27 protein-coding genes are annotated in these 22,689 nt (G+C 59.7%); 26 read left to right on the plus strand and 1 reads right to left on the minus strand.

What is annotated here, in order from left to right:
• The 7 genes from CWR53_RS12630 to CWR53_RS12660 all read left to right on the plus strand — a co-directional run bounded on the left by CWR53_RS12630 (position 1) and on the right by CWR53_RS12660 (position 6,064).
• Entirely contained in the window at positions 1 to 879 is an 879-nt protein-coding gene (locus CWR53_RS12630; RefSeq protein WP_100851720.1) for a ParA family protein, read from the plus strand.
• Positions 880 to 893: 14 nt separating this feature from the next.
• On the plus strand, positions 894 to 2,435 hold the full coding sequence (locus CWR53_RS12635; protein WP_100851721.1) for a ParB family protein: 1,542 nt from the start codon (positions 894 to 896) through the stop codon (positions 2,433 to 2,435).
• 16 nt (positions 2,436 to 2,451) lie between these two features.
• Entirely contained in the window at positions 2,452 to 3,003 is a 552-nt protein-coding gene (locus CWR53_RS12640) for a DUF2857 domain-containing protein (protein WP_100851722.1), read from the plus strand.
• Positions 2,997 to 4,214, plus strand: coding sequence for an STY4528 family pathogenicity island replication protein (locus CWR53_RS12645; protein WP_100851723.1), 1,218 nt, complete (start codon positions 2,997 to 2,999; stop codon positions 4,212 to 4,214). Before CWR53_RS12640 ends, CWR53_RS12645 begins: the two co-directional genes overlap by 7 nt.
• Before the next feature lie 151 nt (positions 4,215 to 4,365).
• The gene (locus CWR53_RS12650; RefSeq protein ID WP_100851724.1) at positions 4,366 to 5,139 is read left to right on the plus strand and encodes a PFL_4669 family integrating conjugative element protein; all 774 of its coding nucleotides are present in this window, start codon (positions 4,366 to 4,368) and stop codon (positions 5,137 to 5,139) included.
• Positions 5,136 to 5,639, plus strand: coding sequence for a DUF3158 family protein (locus CWR53_RS12655; protein ID WP_100851725.1), 504 nt, complete (start codon positions 5,136 to 5,138; stop codon positions 5,637 to 5,639). Before CWR53_RS12650 ends, CWR53_RS12655 begins: the two co-directional genes overlap by 4 nt.
• Positions 5,636 to 6,064: a single-stranded DNA-binding protein gene (locus CWR53_RS12660; protein WP_100851726.1), complete on the plus strand. Its 429-nt coding sequence runs from the start codon at positions 5,636 to 5,638 to the stop codon at positions 6,062 to 6,064. Before CWR53_RS12655 ends, CWR53_RS12660 begins: the two co-directional genes overlap by 4 nt.
• Before the next feature lie 92 nt (positions 6,065 to 6,156).
• Here the strand turns inward: CWR53_RS12660 and CWR53_RS12665 are convergent, their stop codons facing one another.
• The gene (locus tag CWR53_RS12665; RefSeq protein WP_100851727.1) at positions 6,157 to 6,384 is read right to left on the minus strand and encodes a hypothetical protein; all 228 of its coding nucleotides are present in this window, start codon (positions 6,382 to 6,384) and stop codon (positions 6,157 to 6,159) included.
• Positions 6,385 to 6,523: 139 nt separating this feature from the next.
• Here CWR53_RS12665 and CWR53_RS12670 point away from each other — a divergent pair, with 139 nt between their 5' ends.
• From CWR53_RS12670 to CWR53_RS12760, 19 genes are all read left to right on the plus strand, one after another.
• On the plus strand, positions 6,524 to 6,868 hold the full coding sequence (locus CWR53_RS12670) for a helix-turn-helix domain-containing protein (protein WP_100851728.1): 345 nt from the start codon (positions 6,524 to 6,526) through the stop codon (positions 6,866 to 6,868).
• A 110-nt stretch (positions 6,869 to 6,978) separates the two neighbouring features.
• Positions 6,979 to 8,946 (plus strand): DNA topoisomerase III, encoded by a 1,968-nt coding sequence (locus tag CWR53_RS12675; protein ID WP_100851729.1) that lies wholly within the window; start codon positions 6,979 to 6,981, stop codon positions 8,944 to 8,946.
• A gap of 740 nt (positions 8,947 to 9,686) precedes the next feature.
• Positions 9,687 to 10,232 (plus strand): STY4534 family ICE replication protein, encoded by a 546-nt coding sequence (locus tag CWR53_RS12680; protein ID WP_100851730.1) that lies wholly within the window; start codon positions 9,687 to 9,689, stop codon positions 10,230 to 10,232.
• Between the two features lie 67 nt (positions 10,233 to 10,299).
• On the plus strand, positions 10,300 to 10,557 hold the full coding sequence (locus CWR53_RS12685) for a hypothetical protein (RefSeq protein ID WP_100851731.1): 258 nt from the start codon (positions 10,300 to 10,302) through the stop codon (positions 10,555 to 10,557).
• Positions 10,558 to 10,623: 66 nt separating this feature from the next.
• Complete coding sequence (locus CWR53_RS12690; protein WP_100851732.1) at positions 10,624 to 11,118, plus strand: JAB domain-containing protein; 495 nt, start codon at positions 10,624 to 10,626, stop codon at positions 11,116 to 11,118.
• A gap of 64 nt (positions 11,119 to 11,182) precedes the next feature.
• Positions 11,183 to 11,899: a hypothetical protein gene (locus CWR53_RS12695; RefSeq protein ID WP_100851733.1), complete on the plus strand. Its 717-nt coding sequence runs from the start codon at positions 11,183 to 11,185 to the stop codon at positions 11,897 to 11,899.
• A gap of 129 nt (positions 11,900 to 12,028) precedes the next feature.
• Positions 12,029 to 12,538, plus strand: a complete 510-nt coding sequence (locus tag CWR53_RS12700; RefSeq protein WP_100851734.1) for a PilL N-terminal domain-containing protein — start codon at positions 12,029 to 12,031, stop codon at positions 12,536 to 12,538.
• On the plus strand, positions 12,535 to 13,203 hold the full coding sequence (locus CWR53_RS12705) for a hypothetical protein (RefSeq protein WP_100851735.1): 669 nt from the start codon (positions 12,535 to 12,537) through the stop codon (positions 13,201 to 13,203). The genes CWR53_RS12700 and CWR53_RS12705 overlap by 4 nt, the downstream gene beginning before the upstream one ends.
• Positions 13,175 to 13,933, plus strand: a complete 759-nt coding sequence (locus CWR53_RS12710; RefSeq protein WP_100852640.1) for a TIGR03759 family integrating conjugative element protein — start codon at positions 13,175 to 13,177, stop codon at positions 13,931 to 13,933. Before CWR53_RS12705 ends, CWR53_RS12710 begins: the two co-directional genes overlap by 29 nt.
• Entirely contained in the window at positions 13,915 to 14,469 is a 555-nt protein-coding gene (locus tag CWR53_RS12715; protein ID WP_100851736.1) for a transglycosylase, read from the plus strand. Before CWR53_RS12710 ends, CWR53_RS12715 begins: the two co-directional genes overlap by 19 nt.
• Positions 14,466 to 14,885 (plus strand): integrating conjugative element protein, encoded by a 420-nt coding sequence (locus CWR53_RS12720; RefSeq protein ID WP_100851737.1) that lies wholly within the window; start codon positions 14,466 to 14,468, stop codon positions 14,883 to 14,885. Before CWR53_RS12715 ends, CWR53_RS12720 begins: the two co-directional genes overlap by 4 nt.
• A 9-nt stretch (positions 14,886 to 14,894) precedes the next feature.
• On the plus strand, positions 14,895 to 17,021 hold the full coding sequence (gene traD / locus CWR53_RS12725) for a type IV conjugative transfer system coupling protein TraD (RefSeq protein WP_100851738.1): 2,127 nt from the start codon (positions 14,895 to 14,897) through the stop codon (positions 17,019 to 17,021).
• Between the two features lie 21 nt (positions 17,022 to 17,042).
• Positions 17,043 to 17,771, plus strand: a complete 729-nt coding sequence (locus tag CWR53_RS12730) for a TIGR03747 family integrating conjugative element membrane protein (protein WP_100851739.1) — start codon at positions 17,043 to 17,045, stop codon at positions 17,769 to 17,771.
• 192 nt (positions 17,772 to 17,963) lie between these two features.
• A complete protein-coding gene (locus CWR53_RS12735; protein ID WP_100851740.1) occupies positions 17,964 to 18,911 on the plus strand; it encodes a hypothetical protein in 948 nt (315 codons plus the stop codon).
• Positions 18,912 to 18,916: 5 nt separating this feature from the next.
• Positions 18,917 to 19,360, plus strand: a complete 444-nt coding sequence (locus tag CWR53_RS12740) for a hypothetical protein (RefSeq protein ID WP_138031821.1) — start codon at positions 18,917 to 18,919, stop codon at positions 19,358 to 19,360.
• Positions 19,361 to 19,363: 3 nt separating this feature from the next.
• A complete protein-coding gene (locus CWR53_RS12745; protein WP_100851741.1) occupies positions 19,364 to 21,448 on the plus strand; it encodes a hypothetical protein in 2,085 nt (694 codons plus the stop codon).
• Positions 21,449 to 21,728: 280 nt separating this feature from the next.
• Entirely contained in the window at positions 21,729 to 22,064 is a 336-nt protein-coding gene (locus CWR53_RS12750) for an RAQPRD family integrative conjugative element protein (RefSeq protein ID WP_100851742.1), read from the plus strand.
• Positions 22,051 to 22,290, plus strand: coding sequence for a TIGR03758 family integrating conjugative element protein (locus CWR53_RS12755; RefSeq protein WP_100851743.1), 240 nt, complete (start codon positions 22,051 to 22,053; stop codon positions 22,288 to 22,290). The genes CWR53_RS12750 and CWR53_RS12755 overlap by 14 nt, the downstream gene beginning before the upstream one ends.
• 15 nt (positions 22,291 to 22,305) lie before the next feature.
• Positions 22,306 to 22,683: a TIGR03745 family integrating conjugative element membrane protein gene (locus CWR53_RS12760; protein WP_100851744.1), complete on the plus strand. Its 378-nt coding sequence runs from the start codon at positions 22,306 to 22,308 to the stop codon at positions 22,681 to 22,683.
• Positions 22,684 to 22,689: the final 6 nt, after the last annotated feature.

Raw genomic sequence — 22,689 nt, forward strand, 5'->3', positions numbered from 1 at the left:
ATGGACGTCCTCTCGCTAATCTCGACCAAGGGCGGTGCAGGCAAGACCACCGTCGCAGCGAATCTCGGCGGAGTGCTCGCCGATGCCGGTCTGCGTGTCCTGTTGCTGGACCTCGACAGTCAGCCCACGCTGTCCAGCTACTACGCCTTGCGCGAAGCTCGTGAGGCCGGCAGCTACGAGCTCATAGCGCAGCGGCTCACGCCACCCGAGCAGGTGATTTCCGCCACCGTGATCCAACACCTAGATCTGATCGTGTCCAACGACCGCGCCGGGCATATCAGCACCCTGCTGCTACACGCGGCCGATGGCCGCCTGCGCCTTCGCAACCTGCTGCCAGCATTCGAAGATCTCTACGATGTTCTGCTCATCGATACCCAGGGCGCGCGAAGCGTGGTCGTGGAGATGGTTGTCCTCGCCTCGGATTGCGCCCTGTGCCCAGTGCCACCAGAAATGCTCGCCGCGCGCGAGCTGCGCCGCGGTACGCTTGGGCTGTTTGACGAGTTGGAGCCCTACCGTTATCTGGGCGTCGCCTTGCCGTCGGTGAAGCTGCTGCTCAACCAGGTCAATGCCAACCGCCGTGACACGCGCTTGATCATGCAGAGCCTGCAGACCTCCTTCAAGGACTATCCCCATGTCAGCATCTGCACCACGGTGATTCCTGACCGTGTGGCCTACACCAATGCCGCCTCGCTGGGGCTGCCTGCGCACCGTGTCGAACCCACTCCGCCGCCTGGCAGTCGCAGTCCTTGCGCCGCGGAAGTCATGCGCGCCCTCGCAGTCGAGTTGTTCCCGCAGTGGGCTGAAAGACTGGCCGCCTCAAGCACGCATGCTACTGGCCAATCAGCTGTTTCCGGCCGCCAACTGCTCCATCGCGACTGATTGGAGGGGGAGTGATGAAGCCGCCGACGTCCGAAGACATCACCCGTCAGTTGCAGCAGGCCCATTTTCCGCAGAAGCCTGGCCGCGACATCTCGCCGGTACCAATTGGCGACACACCAATGATTGTCAACCTGGAACAGCTGCGCCCTTACGAGCTCAACCCGCGGGTCGTCCGCAATCCGCTATATGACGAGATCAAGGCATCAATCCGCGAACGTGGCCTGGATCAGCCACCTGCGATTACCCGTCGTCCGGATGAACCGCACTTCATCATTCGCAACGGCGGGAACACACGCTTGAGCATCCTCGGCGAGCTCTGGCAGGAAACCCGTGATGAGCGCTTCTTTCGCATCCACTGTCTGTTTCGTCCTTGGCAATCCGAGTCGCATGCCTTGCTCGGGCACCTGGCCGAGAGTGATCTGCATGGCCAACTCACGTTCATCGAGCGGGCCCTCGCGGTGGCGAAGCTCCAGGACATGTTCCAGCAGTCGGGTGACACCCTCAGCCAACGTGAACTCTCCATGCGTTTGAGCAAGGGCGGCTACCCAATCTCGCAATCACATATCAGCCGCATGTTCGACACCCTTGAACACCTGCTGCCGGTCATCCCGCAAGTGTTGTATGCAGGCCTGGGCAAACCCGCCATCGGACGCCTCATCAACCTTCGACGCCGGGCGGAGTCGATCTGGAACCAATATCTAGGAGACCCTCAACACTTCGCACTGCTGTGGTTTGAAGTGCTATCAGCATTTGATGGTGAAAAGCCCGAGCTAGATTTGAGTGAGCTGCAGGACGAGCTGATTGCCAGGATGGCAGTACACCTGGAGCAGACACCGCGCTTGCTCGCCCTCGAGATGCATCAGGAACCGTGCCGTTCGCCTCTTCCTTTGGACACTCACCAGCCTCTTCCGCAGGAGGCACACGACGACTCTTCTTCGCCATCATCTGCCATCAAGGCCGCGGCAGTAACTGCCCATGAACTGCCTGTATTGGACAAGGAGAGTAGCGCGGGCGATAGTTCGACGATTCTTGAGCCCCGCCTACCGCACATCCGCGAGGCACTAAGTGATGAGGAGCCGCCGTCTGCGGGACCGCCAATTACCATCGAGATCGGCGAGTCGGCTGGAAACTCGCCCTCCCCCTATGCCCCGGCACAAGATGACATCGTTACCTTGCGTGAGCGCTGCGCCGCGCTAGCGACTGCACTGGCAACATATGCCGATATCGGTGCCATGGTTTGCCCGCACGCAGAGGGTCTGGGTTTCACCCTGGCACTGGACCACGGCGAGCACCTTAACTCACGACACATTGGCGTTCAGCTGTTGCTCTCGGCTCTGTTGCGCTTGCAGGACGACGTGACCTGGCAGCAACGCCAGCAGCTGCCGGCCGCGCTGTTCGGCCAGTTGCTGATTGGCGCCTATGACCTGCCCTTCGCCGAACGCCCCGCACTGACGGTGGGCCTTGAGCGACTCCCCGATGCCCAGTTGGAGCAGCTGTACTCTCTGATTCGCCACGCCCGACAGTTGATCGAGCTGACACTATCGTCCACTCGTTAACGTGAGGAGTTACCTCATGAGCACGACCTTCAATCTATTGAACCATGCGATGTTGAATCAGGTGCTTCATGAGCTGCGCCATGGCCGCCTGCAGCGCTGCAAAGCCTTGGGCCTGGCCGACGAAGACATCGAGGTCCTGCAGTCGTTGCCGCCGACCACCCTGTCCCACTTGGCGCATTCCTCGATCGCCTGGGTCGAGGTCAAGGTCGATATCACCGTGTTGCGCCGGCTGATCGTCCAGGCGGAGCGCGACGAGCAAAACGAACGCTTGATCAACCGCGCCCTCAAGCTCGGCGCCAGCTCCAAGATCATGTACCGCTGCTTCGGTCTGGACCATTCGGAAACGGCGCTGCGCCGTCGCGTGCTGAAAATCGAGACTCACCGCGGACGGCCCGTTCAGCTCAGCGAAGCGCAGGAACACGCGGTGTGGAATCGCTGGAGCCAGTTGCGCACCGAAGATCCAGACAACGACCCACTAGACACCATGATGATGCTGGCCGAGGAACAACACATCAGCCTGACCCTGGTCTGGCAACAGGTTGAACTGTACGGAGGCACGCCATGCTGAGCTTCTACGAGGTCGACTGGCAGGATGTGGTGCGCCAGTGCTACGACGCCCTTCGCCGCCGCAATGAGTGGCAAGCGGCACAGGCCCGACAATCAGCCGCTGCTGCGGAGCCAGCACTTCGCACGATCTATTACGGCGACAACAATCCTTTGCCGCAGGCATTACTCCTCGATCGTCGACTGACGCCGCTGGAGCGCAACACGTGGCAGGTGCTGCGTTGGCTGATTACCGAGCGCCAAGTCAAAGCGCCACGGTATGAGGACCTGCAACCGTATCTGGCGACCAGTCCATGCGGCAACCAGGCATCGCGTGAGACCATCGCCCGCGCCCTCAACGTCCTGCGAACCACCCGCTGGCTGAGCCTGGTCAACCGCTCGCGTGATGCCAAGGGCTGTCTAAGGGGATGCGTGTATGTCCTGCACGGCGATCCGTTGACCGCAGCCGAGCAGCTGGAACTGGATAGCGGTTATGCCACCCTCCTGCAGCAGAACCTCAGCCACGCCACCAAGGGCGTACGTGACGTAGCACTGCATGTGATCGAAGACATCCAGTCCGACCCGCAGGTCGCTCAGGTCGACAAAGACAGACTCGGCTCACTGCCACCAGCACAGCAGGGTGCACTGGCGTTGACGAACCAAGGGGCGGATGCGGAAAATTCCGAACCAGGCCAGCGCCACCCCGTTCGGAATTCTCACGCCTCGGCCACCGATTCCGAACCCTGCCGCAATGACCCGATTTCGGCTGTGGTTCGGGATGCCGACGCCGGCCGTACAGTACAGAAAGACCAAAGCAAAAAAAGTACGGTACTGGCGCAGGTGGAGTTTGGCCGGGCACGCTGGCCGGAGGATTTACCGCTAAACGCGAACGAGCGGCGCATGGCCACCCAGGCAATGCGTCAGCTCGAACCCGAACAGCAACAAGCGGTGATCAATGAAGCCGCGGTGCGTTGCGCCCGCGGCGAGATCCGAAGACCAGTTGCCTACCTGATGGGTTTGATCAAGCGTGCCTGCCAAGGCGAATTCACCCTGTGGGCGGCTCGTGCCGAGACCTCTGATCCCAAGAACCCGCCTTCGCGCATAGCGAGCCCCACACCCACAGAGCCACCCGCCGAGCGAAGCAAGCGCAGTGGTCAGCGCACGGCCTCGCCCCTCGCACTTTCCTGCCTGGAGGAACTCAAACAACGCTGCCGCGGCATCGGCACAGCGACCTAGGGAGTGGACCTCAGTGGAGTTGATGCCAATGCCATCAAATCCAGGGACGTCCACCGACTGGAAATGCGAGCGAACCACCTTCGCGTTGATTCGCGTCGGGCGCCACGGATCAGGCCATCGTCGGCGTCATTCCGACGGCGAGGTACTGGCGATGGCCGATCACTACCAGCTCAACTTGGGCTCCCTGCGCAGCAGCATCACCCTCACCCTGCACACCCATCATGCGGCGCGGCTGTGGCAAGGCCGCATGGGCCGCGAAGGCGTGCATCCGATCATGGGCATGGCCGGCTACATCGGCGTCACTAACCTGCTCAAGCATGCCAGCAGCCAGGATGATCCGTTTGCCGACTGGTTCATGCTGCAACTGGAGGACAAGCTGCTGCAGGCCAAGGCCGAAATGCGCGCGCTGACCAAACAGGTCAGTCGAGTGGAGCGCGCCCTGCCCACCCAGATCGATATCGGCGAAAACCTCAACATCCATCCCGTCACCCTGCCGCTGTTCATCGGCAGTCAGCTCGGGTTTCTCGCGGTCTACCTGTTGACCGACTACGACACCCTAGTGCGCCGCGTATTGCTCGCCCACCACACCGCATTGATCGGTCGTCCTGACATGGAAACCTGGATCGATCGCGGCGCCCACGAGCTGCGCAGCCTGTTCGGTCTGGCCCAGCGCTATCGCCTGGCGGGCGTGAGCCGGGATGACATGGCCGCCAACAATGCTCGCGCCCGTGAAGCGATCGACAAGTTCGGCACGCCCCCGCGCAAAGTGCTCGAGGGCAGCCACCGCTCGCAATTCGCCCCACCGATCACGCGGGGCGCCAGCGCCTCGACTCCCGATGAGCTGGGTCAAGCAGATCAATCGATTCAACCAGAGGCCCAGCCCCTTCCGGCACCGGATGAACTCTCAGAAGGAGGTGAGCCATGACCCTGGCGGATGCGATTGCCCGACGCTTGTCAGCAGATGCCTATCGCGAGCTCGCACAAGGTGCCTCCCTAAAAGGCCTTTTAAAGCCTTTTAAGGGTAAGGGGGAGCTGCAGCAGTTCGCCGAGACGATCCTGCGCCTGCGCACACAGGTCGCCGAGTTGATGGCGGTGATGCTGGCAATCATGGCGCAGCCACCCTTCTCGTTGCTGGACCTGCGCTTGGTGGTGCAGCACAGCGCGACGGGCACCGATTTTCTGCGTTGGCGCAGTCCGGACTTTCAACGCATGGGCGTGCAGGTGTGGCAAGAGACCGTGGTTCAGCCGCACCTGCACCCTGAGCTGCGGCAGGCGCTGTACCAGTTGGAGACCAACCGCGTGGTGCTGAACCTGCAGATGAGCAGCCTGCAGTCGCTATATCGCCAGGCCATTAGCGGTGCCAGCAAGCTCCAGGCCGCAGAGCTCACCCTTTCCCGTTCCCCCATCGAGGAGTCATCCGCATGAGTACTTTGTTTGTTGGTGAAGGCAACATCGGCAGCGTTCCGGAATACCAGGAGTTCAATACAAACCCGGATGAACCGCGGCGCCTGCTGCGGCTCAACGTCTACTTCGACAACCCGGTACCGCGCGAGAGCGGCTACGAGGACCGCGGGGGGTATTGGGCGCCCGTCGAGCTCTGGCACCGCGACGCCGAACACTGGAGCACGCTGTTCCAGAAAGGCATGCGCGTCCTGGTCGAGGGCCGCACGGTCAAGGAGGAATGGGAGGATAGCGAAGACAACGCTCGCGTAACGTTCAAAGTCGAGGCGCGGCGCATTGGTATCCTGCCACACCGCCTGGCATCGGTAACCATGCGTGAGAAAGCCCAGGAAAAACCCAGCGCCAATGGTAAAGGCGGCGGCAAGAAGGCCCCGCGCAAGACCGGGTAACCCGTGGAACTCAGTGGAACAACCGGGCGCTGCGCGATTTCGCAGGGACTGCGCAGCTCACCCGGCGGGCAGCACTGAGCCTTGCAGCACGTTCAACTTCGCCGGACTTTCCCACGCCGCTCACTCTTCAGCAACTGCTTCACTTCCGCCAGGCACTGGTCCAGGGCAAGGAATGCCCGCCAGTGCGCCGGGTTCTCCTGCACCCAGGCGATCAACTCGGCTCGCACTTGCGGATTGTCGGGTTCCAGATGGGTGGCCATGAACAGCTCGTAGGCCTTGATCGCTAACTTGTCTGCCTCACTCTGGTGTGATCCGTGCAAGTTGATGCCTCCATGTGGACGGGTCGGTCATACACATATTTTTTGTGATACGCCTCATAGGGTTGTCAGTCAACCTTTTGAGTCGTTCATATCTGTGGGTGGGTAGTCAACCATATGGGTCGAATTGGAGAGCGCCCCGTTGCCCGTCAAAGAGCCTAGCCCACATCACATTGGCCGCCAGTTGCAGAAGTACCGTCGCGACCGGGGTCTGACCCAGGAACAGGTCGGCGAGCACCTGCGCATTACCGGGGAGGCCGTGTCGCGGCTTGAGCGTGGCCTGGTTGAGCTCTCCGTGACGAAGCTGCTGCAGTTGGCCGACTTGTACGGCTGCCCGGCCGACGAACTGCTGCTGGCCATCAGCCCTCGCCCACAGGACCAGGGTCAACAAATCACCTCGATCCTCAAGGAGCTGGGAGACGCCGACAAGCAGTTCGCCTTGGAGTTTCTGCAGAAACTGGCAAGCCACCTCGCGCAACGCAAGTAACGCTTGCCCCAGCCGCTGAGCTGGCGAACCGATCTCGCCCGTTTCGACTTTACCCTGGCCTTACCCTCCTATCCCTCCACCCTGTCGGTAGCCACCGAGAGGGTCCGCGTATGCGCCTGTTCATTTGCGAGAAACCATCCCAAGCCCGCGACATTGCCCGGGTGCTGCAAGCCAGCCAGCGGGGTGATGGCTGCCTGCAGGGCCAACATGTCACCGTCACCTGGTGTGTTGGCCACCTGCTGGAAACCGCGCCGCCTGAAGCCTACGGCGACTACAAGCGCTGGTCGCTGGACGATCTGCCGATCATTCCCGCCTGCTGGCAGCTGGTGCCCAAGCCAAAGGTCGCCAGCCAGTTGAAGGTGATCAACCAACTGCTGCGCACCTGCGCCGAGGTGGTCATCGCCACCGATGCGGATCGCGAGGGTGAGATGATCGCCCGGGAGATTCTCGAGCGCTGTCAGTACCAGGGGCCGATCCTGCGCCTGTGGCTGTCCGCCCTGGATGAGGCTTCGATTCGCCGAGCGCTGGCCAGCTTGCGTCCAGGTGAACAGACCTTGCCGCTGTATCACTGTGCGCTGGCCCGCTCCCGCGCCGACTGGTTGGTGGGCATCAACCTGAGCCGACTGTTCACCCTGCTCGGCCGCCGCGCCGGCTTTGATGGGTTACTGCCGGTGGGCCGCGTACAGACCCCCACCTTGCGCCTGGTCGTCGAGCGCGACCGGACAATCGCGAGCTTTGTGCCGCAACCCTTCTGGAGAGTTGACGCTCAGCTGGAGGCTGACGGCATCAGCTTCAAAGCTCAGTGGCAATCGCCGGCAGCGGCCTGCGATGACGCTGGCCGCTGCCTCGATGAAGCGGCCGCGAAGCAAGCCGCGCTGCGCTTAAGCCAACAGAAGACGGCGCGCGTTCAGACCATCGAGGTCGAGCAGGTGCGTGAGGGCCCGCCGCTGCCGTTTGATCTGGGTACGCTGCAGGAGGTCTGCTCGGCCAAACTCGGGCTCGGTGCCCAGGAAACGCTGGGGATCGCCCAGGCCCTGTACGAAACCCACAAAGCCACGACTTACCCACGAACCGATTGCGGCTACCTCCCCGAGACCATGCTCGACGACGTGCCGCGCATCCTCCATGCCCTGGTCGCCGCCAGCCCTTCGCTGGGGCAGGCGATTAAAGAGATCGACCCTTGCCGGCGCTCTCGTGCTTGGAACAACGGCAAGATCACCGCGCACCACGGCATCATTCCTACCGCGATCACGCTCGACCTGACGCAGCTTTCCGAATCTGAACGGTCGGTCTATGCACTGATACGCGCCCGTTACCTCGCGCAGTTTCTCCCTGAGCATGAGTACCTGAAGACCCAGGTGCTGCTGCAGTGCCAAGCCGACCCACTGCTTGCGCGCGGCAAGCAGATCTTGGCCCGCGGCTGGAAAGCGGTGATCAACGAAACCCACGGCAATGAGCCCGGCGAACAGACGCAGCGCTTGCCCACACTCCGCGAATCCGTTTCGGTGGCGCTGACCGACGCCGCTGCCATTGCCCAGCGCACGCAGCCACCGAAAGCCTACACCGAAGGTACGCTGGTCAAGGCGATGAAGACTATCGCCAACCAGGTGAACGACCCACGGCTCAAGCAGAAGCTCAAGGACAGCTGCGGTCTCGGCACCGAAGCCACCCGCGCGGCGATCATCCAAGGCCTGATCGACCATGGCTACCTGACCAAGAAGAAACGCAGCCTGGCCGCCTCAGCCGCGGCCCACACCCTGATCGAAGCGGTGCCGCCGGAAGTGGCCGACCCGGTGCTGACGGCGCTGTGGGAACAGGCACTGGACCGCATCGAGTCGGGACATTTGAGCGTCGAGAGCTTTCTGGCCAAGCAGGCCGAGTGGCTCACCCGATTGGTGCGCAGTAACGCCTCGCTCACCCTGCGCACACCGCCCAGCAAGGGGCCTTTCTGTCCGGTGTGCCGCAGCACCATGCGCCAGCGCAAAGGCCGTAGCGGCAGCTTCTGGTCCTGCATCCGCTACCCGGATTGCAAAGGCACCAAACCGGTGGCGAAATCGAAACGGGCGAAGAACGCATGACTTGACGGCACCCCGCGGCGCTGGTGTAGTGATCAGGCCCCTCGCCGCTTGGCGACCCTAGACCGATAAGCTCCGGGCAGTTCGGTCAGACTCGTTGAGTTCGGAGCCACCCTCACCGCTCCTTAGGATGCCTTCTCAGCGTTCCAAGTCCTCTCGGCGGATGACCCGTGCAGCTTGCACCAGGCTGTACGGGTCATCCGCTTCGGCGACGATGCTCAGCCCCGGTGCCCGCCGGCGAAATACTGGGCACCTTTTGTGCGCGGATGCGTGCCAGTTGATTCCGACCCAGGCCACGACAAGGGTCGGTTGATCCAGGTGGATCGGCAGCGGAGATTTAGCGACGAACTCCGGTGCCACATCGCCGGGTCAAAGGTGGTCCAACTGCTCCTAGCCTGATGACCGTCGGGCTATTTTTTCGCCGCTGAGAATCCACTAAGGACCACCCGCTTCCGCTTCACCAGACCACCTACATTCCTCAGTTGACGCGCCTTTGGCAGCGTTTTATAGAAGAGTTGCACTCCGCTGTCGTTGACAGCACCCAGGCAGCCAGGACCTTCAAGGCTGCGCCCGCTTCGGGTGGTTCTTCCCAAGTGCGACTCGCGCTCGGCAGCTCGCACGGTCACCGACCCGTCGGTGATGAGCGCCCTCTACACCGATCACGTTTTTGCACCTCCCTTGCGGAACTCACCAGCCGCCAGGGCCGGTGGATGTCCGCGTTTCTGCTGAACAGGAGCTCCACCATGACTACTGCAAGCAATAACGCCCCCACCACCTACTTCAACCTGCATACCCAAGGCATCGGTTACCTGAACCGTGTTCGCGAAGTCCCGGTCCGCCGTGGACAAGCGTTCATGGCCTGTGACATCGCGGCCTTGCACGGTGCCTCGGACGACGTCGAGTACACCCGCTTCGATTGCAAGGTCGCCAGCGGTGAAGCCGAGCGGCTGATCCGTGAGCACCTGGAAGACGTCCGCGCGGAACGCAAGGTACTCATCGCGTTTCGCATCGGCGATCTTTGGGTCGATCCGTTCCTGTACGAGAAAGGCGAACGCAAGGGGCAACCCGGCGCCAGCCTCAAAGGTCGTCTGATCTTCATCGAGTGGATCAAGGTCGATGGCCAGTTCAGCTACCGTGCGCCCGCCCGCACCGAAGCTGCCGCCGCTGCTGAGGGATCTGAGCACGCGGAGGCGGAGGGAGTTAAGGCAGACACTGACGGTGACTCCGATCAAGGTCAGCCAACTCCGACCGCCGCGCGCAAAACCACCGCAGCTCGGCAGTCTGCCTGAGGCAGTTTGACCATCAGCAACAGGCGCTCCCAAGAGCGCCTGTTGCTCACTCACGTCGGAGGTCGCCATGGAAAGCTTCTGGCTCTGTGAGGACTGCCTGCAGGCGGTTGCTTACGACGACTTCAGCGCGCTGTCGCTCTACTACGCCGAGGCTGAAGTTGAACAACGCATCACCCAAATGCGCATCGAACTGCAGGCCTTGCTGCCCCTGAGCGCCGATTTCGATCCGCACACCGGCGTAGGCATTCAGGCCTTTTCCACCCACCCGTGCGAGGGCTGCCACAGCCAGCTGCACGGTGCGCGTCATCGTTTTACACGTCTGTGACTCACCTCTCCCATCTGCCTGGGGCACTCCCCTAGGGAGCGCTCCGTCTCCCACGAGGAATTGCCCATGAACACTGCATCCAATCGGGTCGAACGTCTCGACCCTGCACTGACCCAGCGTGCCCGCGAAAATGCGCTGGTCACCAAAGCATTGGAGTTGCTGGATCAACGCTACTTTGAGCGCGGCGAGCAACTGATCACGCCATGCGATGCCGCGTCCTACCTGAAATTGCAGCTCGCGCCCTATCTCCATGAGGTCTTTGCCCTGCTCTGCCTGGACTCGCGCCATCGCGTGCTGAGCTTCGACATCCTCTTCACTGGCAGCATCGACGGCGCCTCCGTGTACCCGCGCCAGGTCGTCGTCAAGGCTCTTGAGCACAACGCCGCCGCGGTGATCTTGTGCCACAACCACCCCTCCGGCTGCTCGGAACCGAGCGGCGCCGATCGGGTGCTCACCAATCGCCTGATCGAGGCGTTGGCCTTGGTTGAGGTACGTGTGCTGGACCACATCATCGTGGGTGAAGGCACGCCGCTATCACTGGCCGATTACGGCTGGATCTGACCATCCCCACCACTTGGAGGGTCACTGCCTGCACGGGGTGACCTTCGCATTTTGGAGCACCATCATGTCCACACCTCTTCGCAATCCCTTCCTCCGCGGCTTCCAGGACCTGAGCTATGAACGCGTGGTGCAGATCAGCTACGCCGACGATTGCCCGCCCTGCTACCGATCCCTTCACCCTGCGCTACATGACCTGCCGGATGACGGCATCAATTTCCAGCCGTGCTTATTCGATGATGACTTCGCGGTGATTACTCACGGCGAAAGCGTGCCCGAGTTTGTCCGCATGCGGTGCCCTGCCGACGGCACCGTCAGCCAGGTGCTGTACCAGGTCACAGGGCTGCACCATGGCCGCCGGCGGCACGTCAGCGATCTCCCCAGCGAGGAAGCTGCACAGCACTTGATCGAGCAGCTGTCCTTTGCAACCGGGCATTACAGTCGCAGTTGGGAGATCAACAGCGCACACCTGCCTGCAGAAGAGCTCGAGTTTCTGCAGGTGTGCGCCTGGTGTCGTTCACCGTCCGGCTTCTTCGAGTGTTTCGTGCTGAGTAGCAACAACGCGGTGGGCTGCAAGCTGTACTCGACGCCCTGGCTCAAAAACATTGCCTCGGGCGGCACCTACTGCAGCACCGAGGAAGTGACTGCACGTCTGCGTGCAGATCACGTGCCATCGGTGCTGCTGCGCCTGCTGTTGCTGGCCGGTGAGGCCGATACCCGCCTTCTTATCTTCGACCCCGATGCGACACCGTTTTCCGAGTTACCCATGTTCACCGACGACTGACCTCAAGGCGCCTCCGGGCGCCTTTTTCATGGTTGCGCCAGCATAATCCGGTCGGCGAACTTCGATTTTTCAGTGGGGCGAGTGCTGACTGTTCGCCAAGGTGACGGCATCTTTTGTCGAGACCTGGCCATGCATACCCCCACGTTATTATCGCTCGGATTGATGCTCACGTTGCTGGGCTGCAGCACGCCGCCAGCGGCGCCAGCCCCTGCACCCGCCGCACCCGCCCCGGCCTCAGTGGCCAAGCCAAAGTCTCCGGTACCCGCCTGGGTCCGACAGGACCGCTACACCCTGGCCAGCACCCGGCCAACGCTGGAGCAGCGCCAACCGCTGTATCAGCTGATCAACGTCCAGATCGCCCCCGCGTTGCACGCGACGGTCGGAGAAGCGCTGCGCCACGTGCTGCAGCACTCGGGCTACTCACTCTGCCCCGAAAGTCCTGCCGTGGCGCGGTTGCTTCACCGCCCCTTGCCTGCCGTGCATCACGACCTCGGGCCGATCTCGCTGCTGGATGCCTTGACCATCATCGGCGGCCCCGCCTGGCGACTCGCTATTGATCCGGTCGAGCGGAGCGTGTGCTACGCCCTGCGCCTGCCCGCACCCGAGCCACCCTTCTCGACACTGGAGACCGCACCATGAAGGTTCACCATTTTCAGGCCTTGGTGATCGGCGCCCTGTGCCTGGGTGCTGCCGTCCTCGCGGCTGCAAGCTACAACCAGCATCAGCAACTGGCTGACCTGCAGACCGCTGCACGCAATGCGCCGGCGGACCCTGGCCCGTCACTACGCCGCGATATGGGGGAATTGCGCACCAAACTCGCCACGCTGGCACCACAAGTCGCGACCTTGGAAGACTCCCAGCACCAGCACGCTACTGCGCAGGCAACGCTTGGCCAGCAACTCGACGAGTTGACGGCTTCCGTCAGGGTCCTGCAAGCGCTACCGCCAGGACCGAGCAGCGCCGATCTGACCACCCTGGCGCAACGCATGGGCGCGGCAGAAGCGGCACTCGAAAAACTGTCGACCGCCCCGAAGGTGCCGATCGCCGCTTCGCCCCCAACGTCCCCCCTCAGCGATCAATCAAAAGCCAAGGCGCCGCAGCCGCCCTTCACTCTGCAGGGTATCGAGACCCGCGGCAGCGTCATGTTCGTTGCCGCTCTGCCTGCCGGCGCCCACGCACTGTCCACCGTGCACCTGCTCCAGCCCGGTGACAGCTTGAACGGCTGGCAACTGCTGGCGATTCGCGAGGGCCAGGCCGTGTTCCATGTCCCGGGCCATGGCGATCGCATCCTGCCCATCCCGTGAGGAGGTGAGCGTGTATAGGTTCTCCGCGGTTGCGCTCATCCTATTGCCGGCTTACGTGTTCGCCGACCAGGGCTCGAGTGTCGCCAAGCATGTCGACGCTCAGGTGCAGTTTAGCGAGCAGTCGCCGCTGGCACGGCAGGCGTCTGCCGCAGACCAGGCCAAGGCCTGGGGTCTGACAGATGACGAATGGGCCACCTTTGAGCGCCTGCAGACCGGCCCCCGCCATTACTGGTCGCCGCAACTTGACCCGCTCACCACCCTGGGTGTGGAGGCCAACTCGGATCAGGACCGGCAGCGTTATGCCGAGCTGCAGGTTCGCCTGGAAGCCAGGCGTGCCGAGCGCGAACTGGCCTACCAGAAAGCCTACACCGCGGCCTGGGCGCGGCTGTTTCCGGGTCTGCAGCCGGTGCAGGGGATGAACGACGAGGCCGGCCCTTCGAGCAGCAGCCGCACAGCGCTTTTCGTGGAAGAGCACTGCGCCGCCTGTGTGACCAGCCTCCAGCAATGGCTACAGGCCGGTGCGCGGCTGGATGTGTACCTGGTCGGCAGCCAAAGCAACGACGCGCGACTGCGCCAATGGGCGCAGAGCGCAGGCGTCACTGCCGCCCAGGTCAGCGGCGGCCAGGTCACCTTGAACCATGACCGTGGCCGCTGGTTTGCATTGGGTGCCAGCCGGCCCCTGCCAGCCCGCTATCAGCAGGTGGACGGAAAATGGCAGCGCATCGACTGATTCTCGCCCTGGCGATGGTCGGCGCCACCGCCGCTCACGCAGGTGCTTTGCCGCCGCCGGCGTATCAATTGGCTGCCGCGCGCGCCGGTATTCCCGCCTCGGTGCTGTTCGCCATCGCCCTGCAGGAAAGTGGTACGCCGCTGCGCGGGCAGCTCATGCCCTGGCCCTGGACCTTGAATGTCGCGGGATCACCGCTGCGGTTTGCCCGGCGCGACGAAGCGTGTGTTGCGCTGAGGGAAGCGCTCAGCCATCACGATCCCAAGCGCATTGATGTCGGGCTGGGACAAACCAACCTGGGTTATCACCCTGACCGCTACTCCAGCGCCTGCGATGCCCTCGATCCCCGCACCAACCTCGCCGTCACTGCCGAGCTGTTGCGCGCACACTATGCCGACACCGGTGACTGGGTTGTCGCCGCCGGCCGCTATCACCGGCCTGCCGGTGGTCCTCCTGCAGCGCGCTATCGCCGTCAGTTCAACCGTCACTGGCAGCGCGTCCAGCCCGTCGCGACGGCACCCGGACGGACACAGCCATGAGCAGTTTGCGCTTAGTGGCCCTGGCCCTCTGCACCTGGATGGTGCTGACCGCGAGCGCTGAGTCCGGCAGTCTACCCGCTCCCACCACGCTGAATTGGGTGCTGCCAGTGCGCAGCGCTCGACTCTCTCCTGGCGCCGTGCAGCCCAGGACGTTGAGCCTGCCCAGTATGACGCCGTTGTTCCTGGTTGGGCAGGACACCACTTCCCTGGCGTGGCTGTCGCGGCACGCTCAGGCGCTGCAAGACATAGGTGCCAACGGATTAGCGGTCGAGGTAGACGATGTGCAGGCGCTGCGTCGCATCCAGACGGCAGCGCCTGGGCTGAATATCTGGCCAGTCAGTGGTGACGACATCGCCGAGCGGTTGGAGCTGGAGCACTACCCGGTGCTGATCACGCCCACCGGCCTGGAACAGTGAGGGCACTTCATGGGCGAGCACGCGATGGAATCCCTGCTGCGCCCAGCGGTGGAACTGTACACCGTGGGCATCTGCGCCGGCGCCGGTGCGCTGTGCCTGCACTCGCCCTGGGCCGTGGCTCTGTCGCCCGAGGTGGGGACAGGCATGGCCCTGGCGTACACCGCGTTTGGCCTGAAGCGACTCAATGAGGCGCGGATCGTTCTGCGCTACCGGCGCAACATCCGCCGCCTGCCGCGCTATTCGCTGACCAGCCGGCAGATTCCAGTGAGCAGCAAGCGCCTGTTCATGGGCCGCGGCTTCCGCTGGACTCGCCTGCACACGCAGCGCCTGCTCGAAGCTCAGGATCCGGCGCTGGCCCACTATGTCAACCAGTCCGCTGCCCACCAGTGGGCTCGACGGATGGAACAGCTGCTTGAGAAGGCTCCGCAGGTGCTGTCTCTGCTGCCTCGCCTGACCTCCTGGGACAGCCCGTTCAATCCGGTGCGTCCTTTACCGCCGGTGGGTGGCTCGCCATTGCTGCACGGCGTCGAGCCGAAGGAACAGGAAGCCAGCCTGCCGCTCGGCGAACGGGTCGGCCATACCCTGGTGCTGGGAACCACACGGGTCGGCAAGACGCGCCTGGCCGAGGTGTATATCACTCAGGACATCCACCGCCCAAGCCGGGAAGTGGTCATCGTTTTCGACCCCAAGGGCGATGCCGACCTGCTCAAGCGCATGTACGTCGAGGCGCGCCGCGCCGGGCGTGAGCACGAGTTCTATGTGTTCCATCTGGGCTGGCCGGAGATCTCCGCACGCTACAACGCCATCGGCCGCTTCGGGCGCATTTCGGAAGTCGCCACGCGGATCGCCGGCCAGTTGAGCGGTGAAGGTAACTCGGCGGCGTTTCGCGAGTTCGCCTGGCGCTTTGTCAACATCATCGCTCGGGCGCTGATCGAGCTCGGCCGGCGCCCAGACTACCTGCAGATCCAGCGCCATGTGGTAAACATCGACGCGCTGTTCATTGAGTATGCCCAGCACTTCTTCGCCAGGCATGATCCACAGGCCTGGGAAGCGATCGTGCAGATCGAAGGCCGCTTGAACGAGAAGAACATTCCGCGGCATATGGTTGGCCGGGAAAAGCGCGTCGTTGCCATCGAGCAGTACCTGACCGCCAAGCGCATCGTCGACCCCGTCATGGACGGCCTGCGCTCAGCCGTGCGCTACGACCGCACCTACTTCGACAAGATCGTGGCCTCGCTGCTGCCACTGCTGGAAAAGCTCACCAGCGGTAAGACCGCGCAACTGCTGGCCCCGAACTATTCCGACCTGGACGACCCGCGGCCGATCTTCGACTGGCTGCAGGTCATCCGCAAACGCGGCATCGTCTACGTCGGCCTGGACGCGTTGTCGGATGCAGAAGTGGCCGCCGCCGTCGGTAATTCGATGTTCGCCGACCTGGTCTCCGTCGCCGGCCACATCTACAAGCATGGCATCGACCACGGCCTGCCAGGCTCCTCCAGCGCAGCGGACAAGGTACCGATCAACCTGCACGCCGACGAGTTCAACGAGTTGATGGGCGACGAGTTCATCCCACTAATCAACAAGGGCGGCGGTGCCGGTATCCAGGTCACCGCCTACACCCAGACCTTGAGCGATATCGAGGCGCGCATCGGCAGCCGGGCCAAGGCCGGCCAGGTCATCGGCAACTTCAACACTCTGCAGATGCTGCGCGTGCGGGAAAGCGCGACGGCTGAACTGCTGACCAACCAGTTGCCCAAGGTCAACGTGCAGACGCGCACCTTGGTCTCCGGGGCGACGGATACCGCCGATCCTGATGCCCGTACTGACTTCACCTCGTCCTCGCAGGATCGGGTCACGACCACTGCCGTACCGCTGATCGAACCTGCGCACATTATCGCCTTGCCCAAGGGGCAGATGTTCTCGTTTCAGGAAGGGGGGCAACTGTGGAAGGTGCGCATGCCACTACCGAAGCCAGCCAGCGACGATGCGATGCCTGCGGATCTGCAGACCCTGGCTGCGCGCATGCGCGAATCGTACAACGCCAATGCGGGAAGTTGGTGGAGTAGCGCGGGAGGTGCACCCACGGCCGACTTCGATCCCGAGATGCCTCCTCCAGGGCGCAGGCACGCGCTGTAAGCGACGTACTACGGAGACCTCATGCCGAACACTCCCGCCAGCCAGCCTCCTGCGCAACGACGTCCGGGGCTGATTCTCGGCACGCTTGAGCTTTGTCTGAGGCTGCTCGGATTGCTGTTCGCTTCGCTGATCTTCTCCATCGTCCTGGAGTTCGCGGGCATGTTGTGGTTCTGGCCCGAGCAGGGCTGGCATCACAGCCATGCCATGTGGCTCAGTGAGTTGGGATGGCTCAGCGATCACTTCAAAAACTCGCTGTTCGTGGATGAACCCGCGCAAGCCACTGATAAAGTCCTTCAGCACCTGAACGAATGGATCGTGGTTCGCTCTGGCTGGGCGCTCTCAGATACTCAGCTGAAGCTCTTAAGTCACGAAATGTCGGTGCAGGGCCAGTTTGCTCAAGCGTACGTTGTGGTGCAGGACTACCTATTGGCTGCCCTGTTCACCGTTTTCACCTTCGTCGTGCGCCTGGCCGTCCTCACCCTGGCCATGCCCCTATTCCTGGTGGCCGTTATCACCGGCGCGGTCGATGGGTTGATGCGTCGCGACCTTCGCAAGTTCAGCGCAGACCGCGAAAGCAGCTTTGTCTATCACCGAGCGCGGCGGACTTTGCTACCGCTGATGATCAGCCCTTGGGTGATCTACCTCTCACTGCCGTGGTCCATCAATCCCATCTGGGTGCTGCTGCCGTGCGCCACGCTGCTCGGTTGCATGGTCGGCATTACTGCTACCACGTTCAAAAAATACCTTTGACAGTTGATTGTGCGAGCTCGACTCACTACGACCGTACCGGTCGCCTGGTCCTGCAGCGTTGCTCTCTGCCTACACGCACCGCATAGTAGCCAATTGCTAGCGCAAGCTTGGGCTTATGAGTATCCTGCCATTACCACATCGTCCCAGAAACTTACTGGGCCAGGAAGCGCAAAGGAATGGAGTCAAAACCAGATGTTCCAATCTAGGTTCGGCCTATTTGACGGGAAGTCTTGGGAGTCGCTTTTACAGCGAATTTTCAAGGATCGGCATGGAGGAGAAGGCTACTTCGAGATGCCTACGTCTCCAGGTGATTTTGGTATTGAAGGCTATGTAGCAAGCGGCATAGCATTTCAATGCTACTGCCCAGACAAACACTACAACCCCGATAGGCTATATATCAAGCAGCGTAACAAAATCACCAAAGATATAAGCAAGTTAAAATTAAACGAAGCAGAATTAGCTTCACGCCTTGGTGGCACCCTGATTAAAAACTGGTGTTTTGTAACCCCAGAAATCTCAGACAACAAGTTATTAAAACACGCAAAGAGTAAAGAAATAGAAGCCAGAAGCTGGAATCTATCGATCTTAAGCCCTGATTTCAGAATCGACCTACACACTGCTGAGCACTATGAAAAAGACATTCATAGTTTCCAAGCAATGCAGGGTAAGGCACTCCACATCCCAGGAATAACTCTCGACCTGCCGTTCCCAGACACTGAGAGCATTGATTACGAAGAAAACATCTTGCGAAAGACGATTGCCAGGGTCGCAGCAGGCTTTCGCAAGGTCGAGTTTGACATGGAGAACTCTGCTCACAAGTCTAAAGTCGAGCGTTTGTATTCATCCACCCTGGACGGCTTCCTTAGATATAACAAATTTCATGACGAACTGAACAAGGCATCCCCGCTAATATATCAAAAAGTAAAAAGATTACTTTCTGCCTTTCATCAACATGTAGCAGAATGGTCAGACACCCTTAACGCCACACCGGACGTATTGACTGAAAAAATTCGCAGTGAGCTTACAGAGCTCCTAATACGAGAAACAAGTCCATCCGTAGATTACGCACTAGCATCAAAGATTGTAGCCAATGAAATATCATACTGGCTGGGCGCTTGTCAGCTTGACTATAGCGAGTAACTAAAATGGCCACACTAAAATTTACGTCGCGCCCCGCCCCGGTTCTAGCAGAACATAGGCCACTGTACAAAATTGCCCAGTGCTTACTTATCATCGACACTTGCGGCCGCGCACAAAAATGCAGCCTATTAAAGCTACATCTAATCAACTGGGCCTTAAAAAAAGACTCTCGAATTGAGGACCTGAAGGCTGCAACGCAAAACAAGCAACTTTCGATACCGGTCTGGGGATTTGACCCAGCACTGGCTGTAGCCCTTCAAATAGCCTCAGAAGAAGACATTCTCAAATCAGATGAAACTGGGATTGTAATCCTACCAGCAGGGCAAGAATTTTTATCAGAAATTGCTAGCGACCCAAAATTTCTATCAACTGAAAAGGCTCAACTAGACAAAATCGGTAAAAAACTTACAGAGAAAATGGTCGCAAAAACAGCCAGGGATTGGGAATAAAGCATGTACATCAAGTCTTTCTGCATAAACATCATCTGCTCAGGCGGGCATTTTGGTTTTTCTACAGACTTCCAAAAGGGACTGAATATCATTCGGGGCTCAAACTCCTCTGGGAAGAGCACGATTGTAAATTGCCTACTATACTCACTCGGAATGGAGGAGCTTGTAGGCGGCAAAGGGGAAGCCGCACTTTCCTATGCTGTCCGAGACTATGTAATTCATGACGAAAAGAAGCATGCAATATCAGAGTCTTATGTCACCATTGAGATTGAAAATCGCCAAGGAAGAGTTAGCACTATCAGACGATGGATCAAAAGCGCAAATCATAATACAAAATTGGCCGAGGTGTCAGAGGTAGCCTCCCCTGAGAGCTATACGAAGCAAGTAAGCTATAAATTCATCCACGACAACTACAGCGCCGTTTATAAAGAAGGATTTTTTACTTATCTTGAGAGCTTCCTTGGTCTTCAGCTGCCCAAAGTTCATGACTCTAACGGAAAGCAAGTAAAGCTATACCTCCAGGCGATCTTCGCGGCATTAGCTATAGAGCAAAAGCGCGGCTGGACAGACTACATCGCCAACATCCCCTATTACAGCGTGAGTAATGCTCGCGTACGAGTTGTAGAGTTTCTGCTCGGCCTAGGGGTGTTTGAGCAAGAATCGAAGCGTATGGAGCTTGATCTGGAATCAGTCAAGCTTCATAACGACTGGACCTCAAAGCAGAAAGAGATCTCATCGCAAGCCTCTCTTCTTAGATTAAGCCTAACTGGACTATCAACACGCATAACATCTGACTTCGATCAGAACAAGGTTGAAGCATTACGAATAGCGGACGGAGAGCAATCTAACCTGTACACAACTATCGCCTCACTGAAGAAAAAATATAAGGACCTAGATCTAGCAATAAATCCAGAGAACGGCTCAACTGGATCTCTAATTTCCGAAGAACTACAAAAGCAAACATCCACAGTAACCAAACTAGCAGCCGACTACGAAACGTCTCTCAGCAACCTAACAATCTACAATTCAACTCTTAGCGCTCACATCCAAATCAAGCAACAAACCCAAGAAGAACTAACTCGAAACAAAACCACGAAAAAGCTACGAGAATATGGCGCAAGTAAACACATACATACTGCAGAAGACTCTTGCCCAACATGCCATCAGCACATCGAAGACTCATTGGTGAGCATAAACCTCACCGGAACGGCGATGGATATTGATACTAATATCTACTACCTAGAAAGCCAAGCAAAGATGCTTGCCAAACAAGAAGCAGGCATTGAGTTAAAAATTCGCGACGCAGAAATAATATGCCAAAACCTTGCGGCACAGTTAGAAAAAGAGCGATCCATACTTAACTCCTTGCGAAGAGATGCAACCAGAGGAAGCGCCGTCTCCCAAGCCGCCGTTAAAAAGCAAGTCTTGGTCGAGTGGGAGATCGAAAAACTAGAAGAATTCTCCGACCAACTCGAAGATGCCATTACAGTACTACATAAGCTCTCACTCGAGTTCAAGACCAACCAAAACAACAGAAAAAATCTGCCCAAAGACCGGTATACGGATGAAGATAAGAAACGCATCCGACGATTTTCGCAGCACTTTCGCGGCAATGCCGGTGAATTCGATTATCTTAGCGCGGAAATTGAGGACATCGTATTCAACGAAGACACCCTTCTACCTCAGCTATCTCGGTTAGAACTTCGAGAAATTGTGGACTCTCCCAGCGATGCAAAAACCAAAGCACAGGCAGCGCGCAATGGAAACATGGCTCAAAACTCCAGCGCAAGTGATTTCGTGAGACTTATATGGAGCTACATCATGGCTCTCTATCAGACGGCTTCAAGTAGGGACATCCCGGGAAATCATCCCGGCTTTATCATGATGGATGAACCCGGACAACACTCGATGGCTACTAAAAGCCAGCAAGCGCTTTTTCGGATGCTAGCAAATCAGACAAATTTCCAAGCCATCGTTGCAGCATCCTTCGATGACCTAGATGCGGTTTTTAAAGAATCTACCGAGGGTGTCAAGTTCAAATACATCCATCTCGAAGGCAAGTGCATCGTACCGCTATCAACAATTTAAAAAACAATAGAACTGCTGCAGTCCTTCACAACACTTTTCGGGCCGCAGCGGTTACCCATCAACTTAGTTCGCAACTAACCCTGTACAATTCAACGACCGGTAATTACAACCACGACGGTGCTGTCTTCGCATAACCCTACGCCTTCTAACATAGCCAAATCAAAGCCTCCCCGCCGAACCTCAAAATCCTTTAAATTGATGGTCCGCCAATCCTTTTGACTCATGCCAAATGCTGGCCAACTTATTACAGTGAGCCCCAGATAGCCTTCTGGATCTTGCCATGAACCTCACTCCCTACTCACTGCTCATCTCTTTTTTTGTGTCATTAGGTGTCGCGGCCCAAGATGTTCGCGAGCGATCGGATTTGGGCCTTGTACAGCGGCAGATTACTGCTATGGGGCAATTGGCCAATCGCGCAAGCAACGGCTCAGTCGATACAGCTGGATCCCGTTATAGCTTTGATTACACAAGGTTTGCTGCGGACCTTGAGCTTGTTAGTCAAGGCATCCACCGATACCTGTCACCCTCCCGCGCGCAACCGGCCGATCTGGTCGAGCTAGCCGGTGATTATAGTGCTGCCACGCCCCGCTTGAGCCCGTCCAATGAGCATGACTGACGCCCAACTCAGCGCATTCTCCGCCGTTGCCGGGTTCACCCCGCAGCTCAGTTCGGTGCTGTGGCGCTCCTCGGTGTTGGTGCTCGCGTTGCTCTGGTGCAGTTGGGCCCTGTGGACCGGCTACCGCGGCTGGGCGGCCGGCAACCTCAATTTTGGCGCGCTCGGCGGAAGCACGCTGCGCCTAGCCCTCGCCCTGATCGTGCTGATGTTTTTCATGCTGTCGTAACCCGGAGACCTTGCCATGAAACTCTCCCACCATTGCCACCGCACGCTCATCCTGCTGAGGGATTCCTGTTCAAAAGCCCTGTTCGGCGGTCTGGTTTTGCTGAGCTCGACATCTGCCTGGGCTGACCTGCCCACTATGGAGGCACCCTCTCGCGGCGAGGGCTCGGGCTTGATCGACACCATCAAGAACTACGCCTACGACGGCGGCATCCTGCTCGGCCTGTTGATCGCCACCCTCGCCTTTCTCGGCGTGGCCTGGCATTCGCTCACGGTCTACGCCGACGTGCAGAACCAGCGCAAGACCTGGAAGGACCTCGGCGCCGTAGTCGGCGTCGGCGCGCTGCTGGTGGTGGTGATCCTGTGGTTCCTCACCAAAGCCGCGACGATTCTGTGAGGCCAT

Origin of the sequence: Pseudomonas sp. SGAir0191 (genome assembly GCF_002812565.2) — a bacterium.
GTDB classification, from domain to species: Bacteria; Pseudomonadota; Gammaproteobacteria; order Pseudomonadales; family Pseudomonadaceae; genus Aquipseudomonas; species Aquipseudomonas parafulva_B.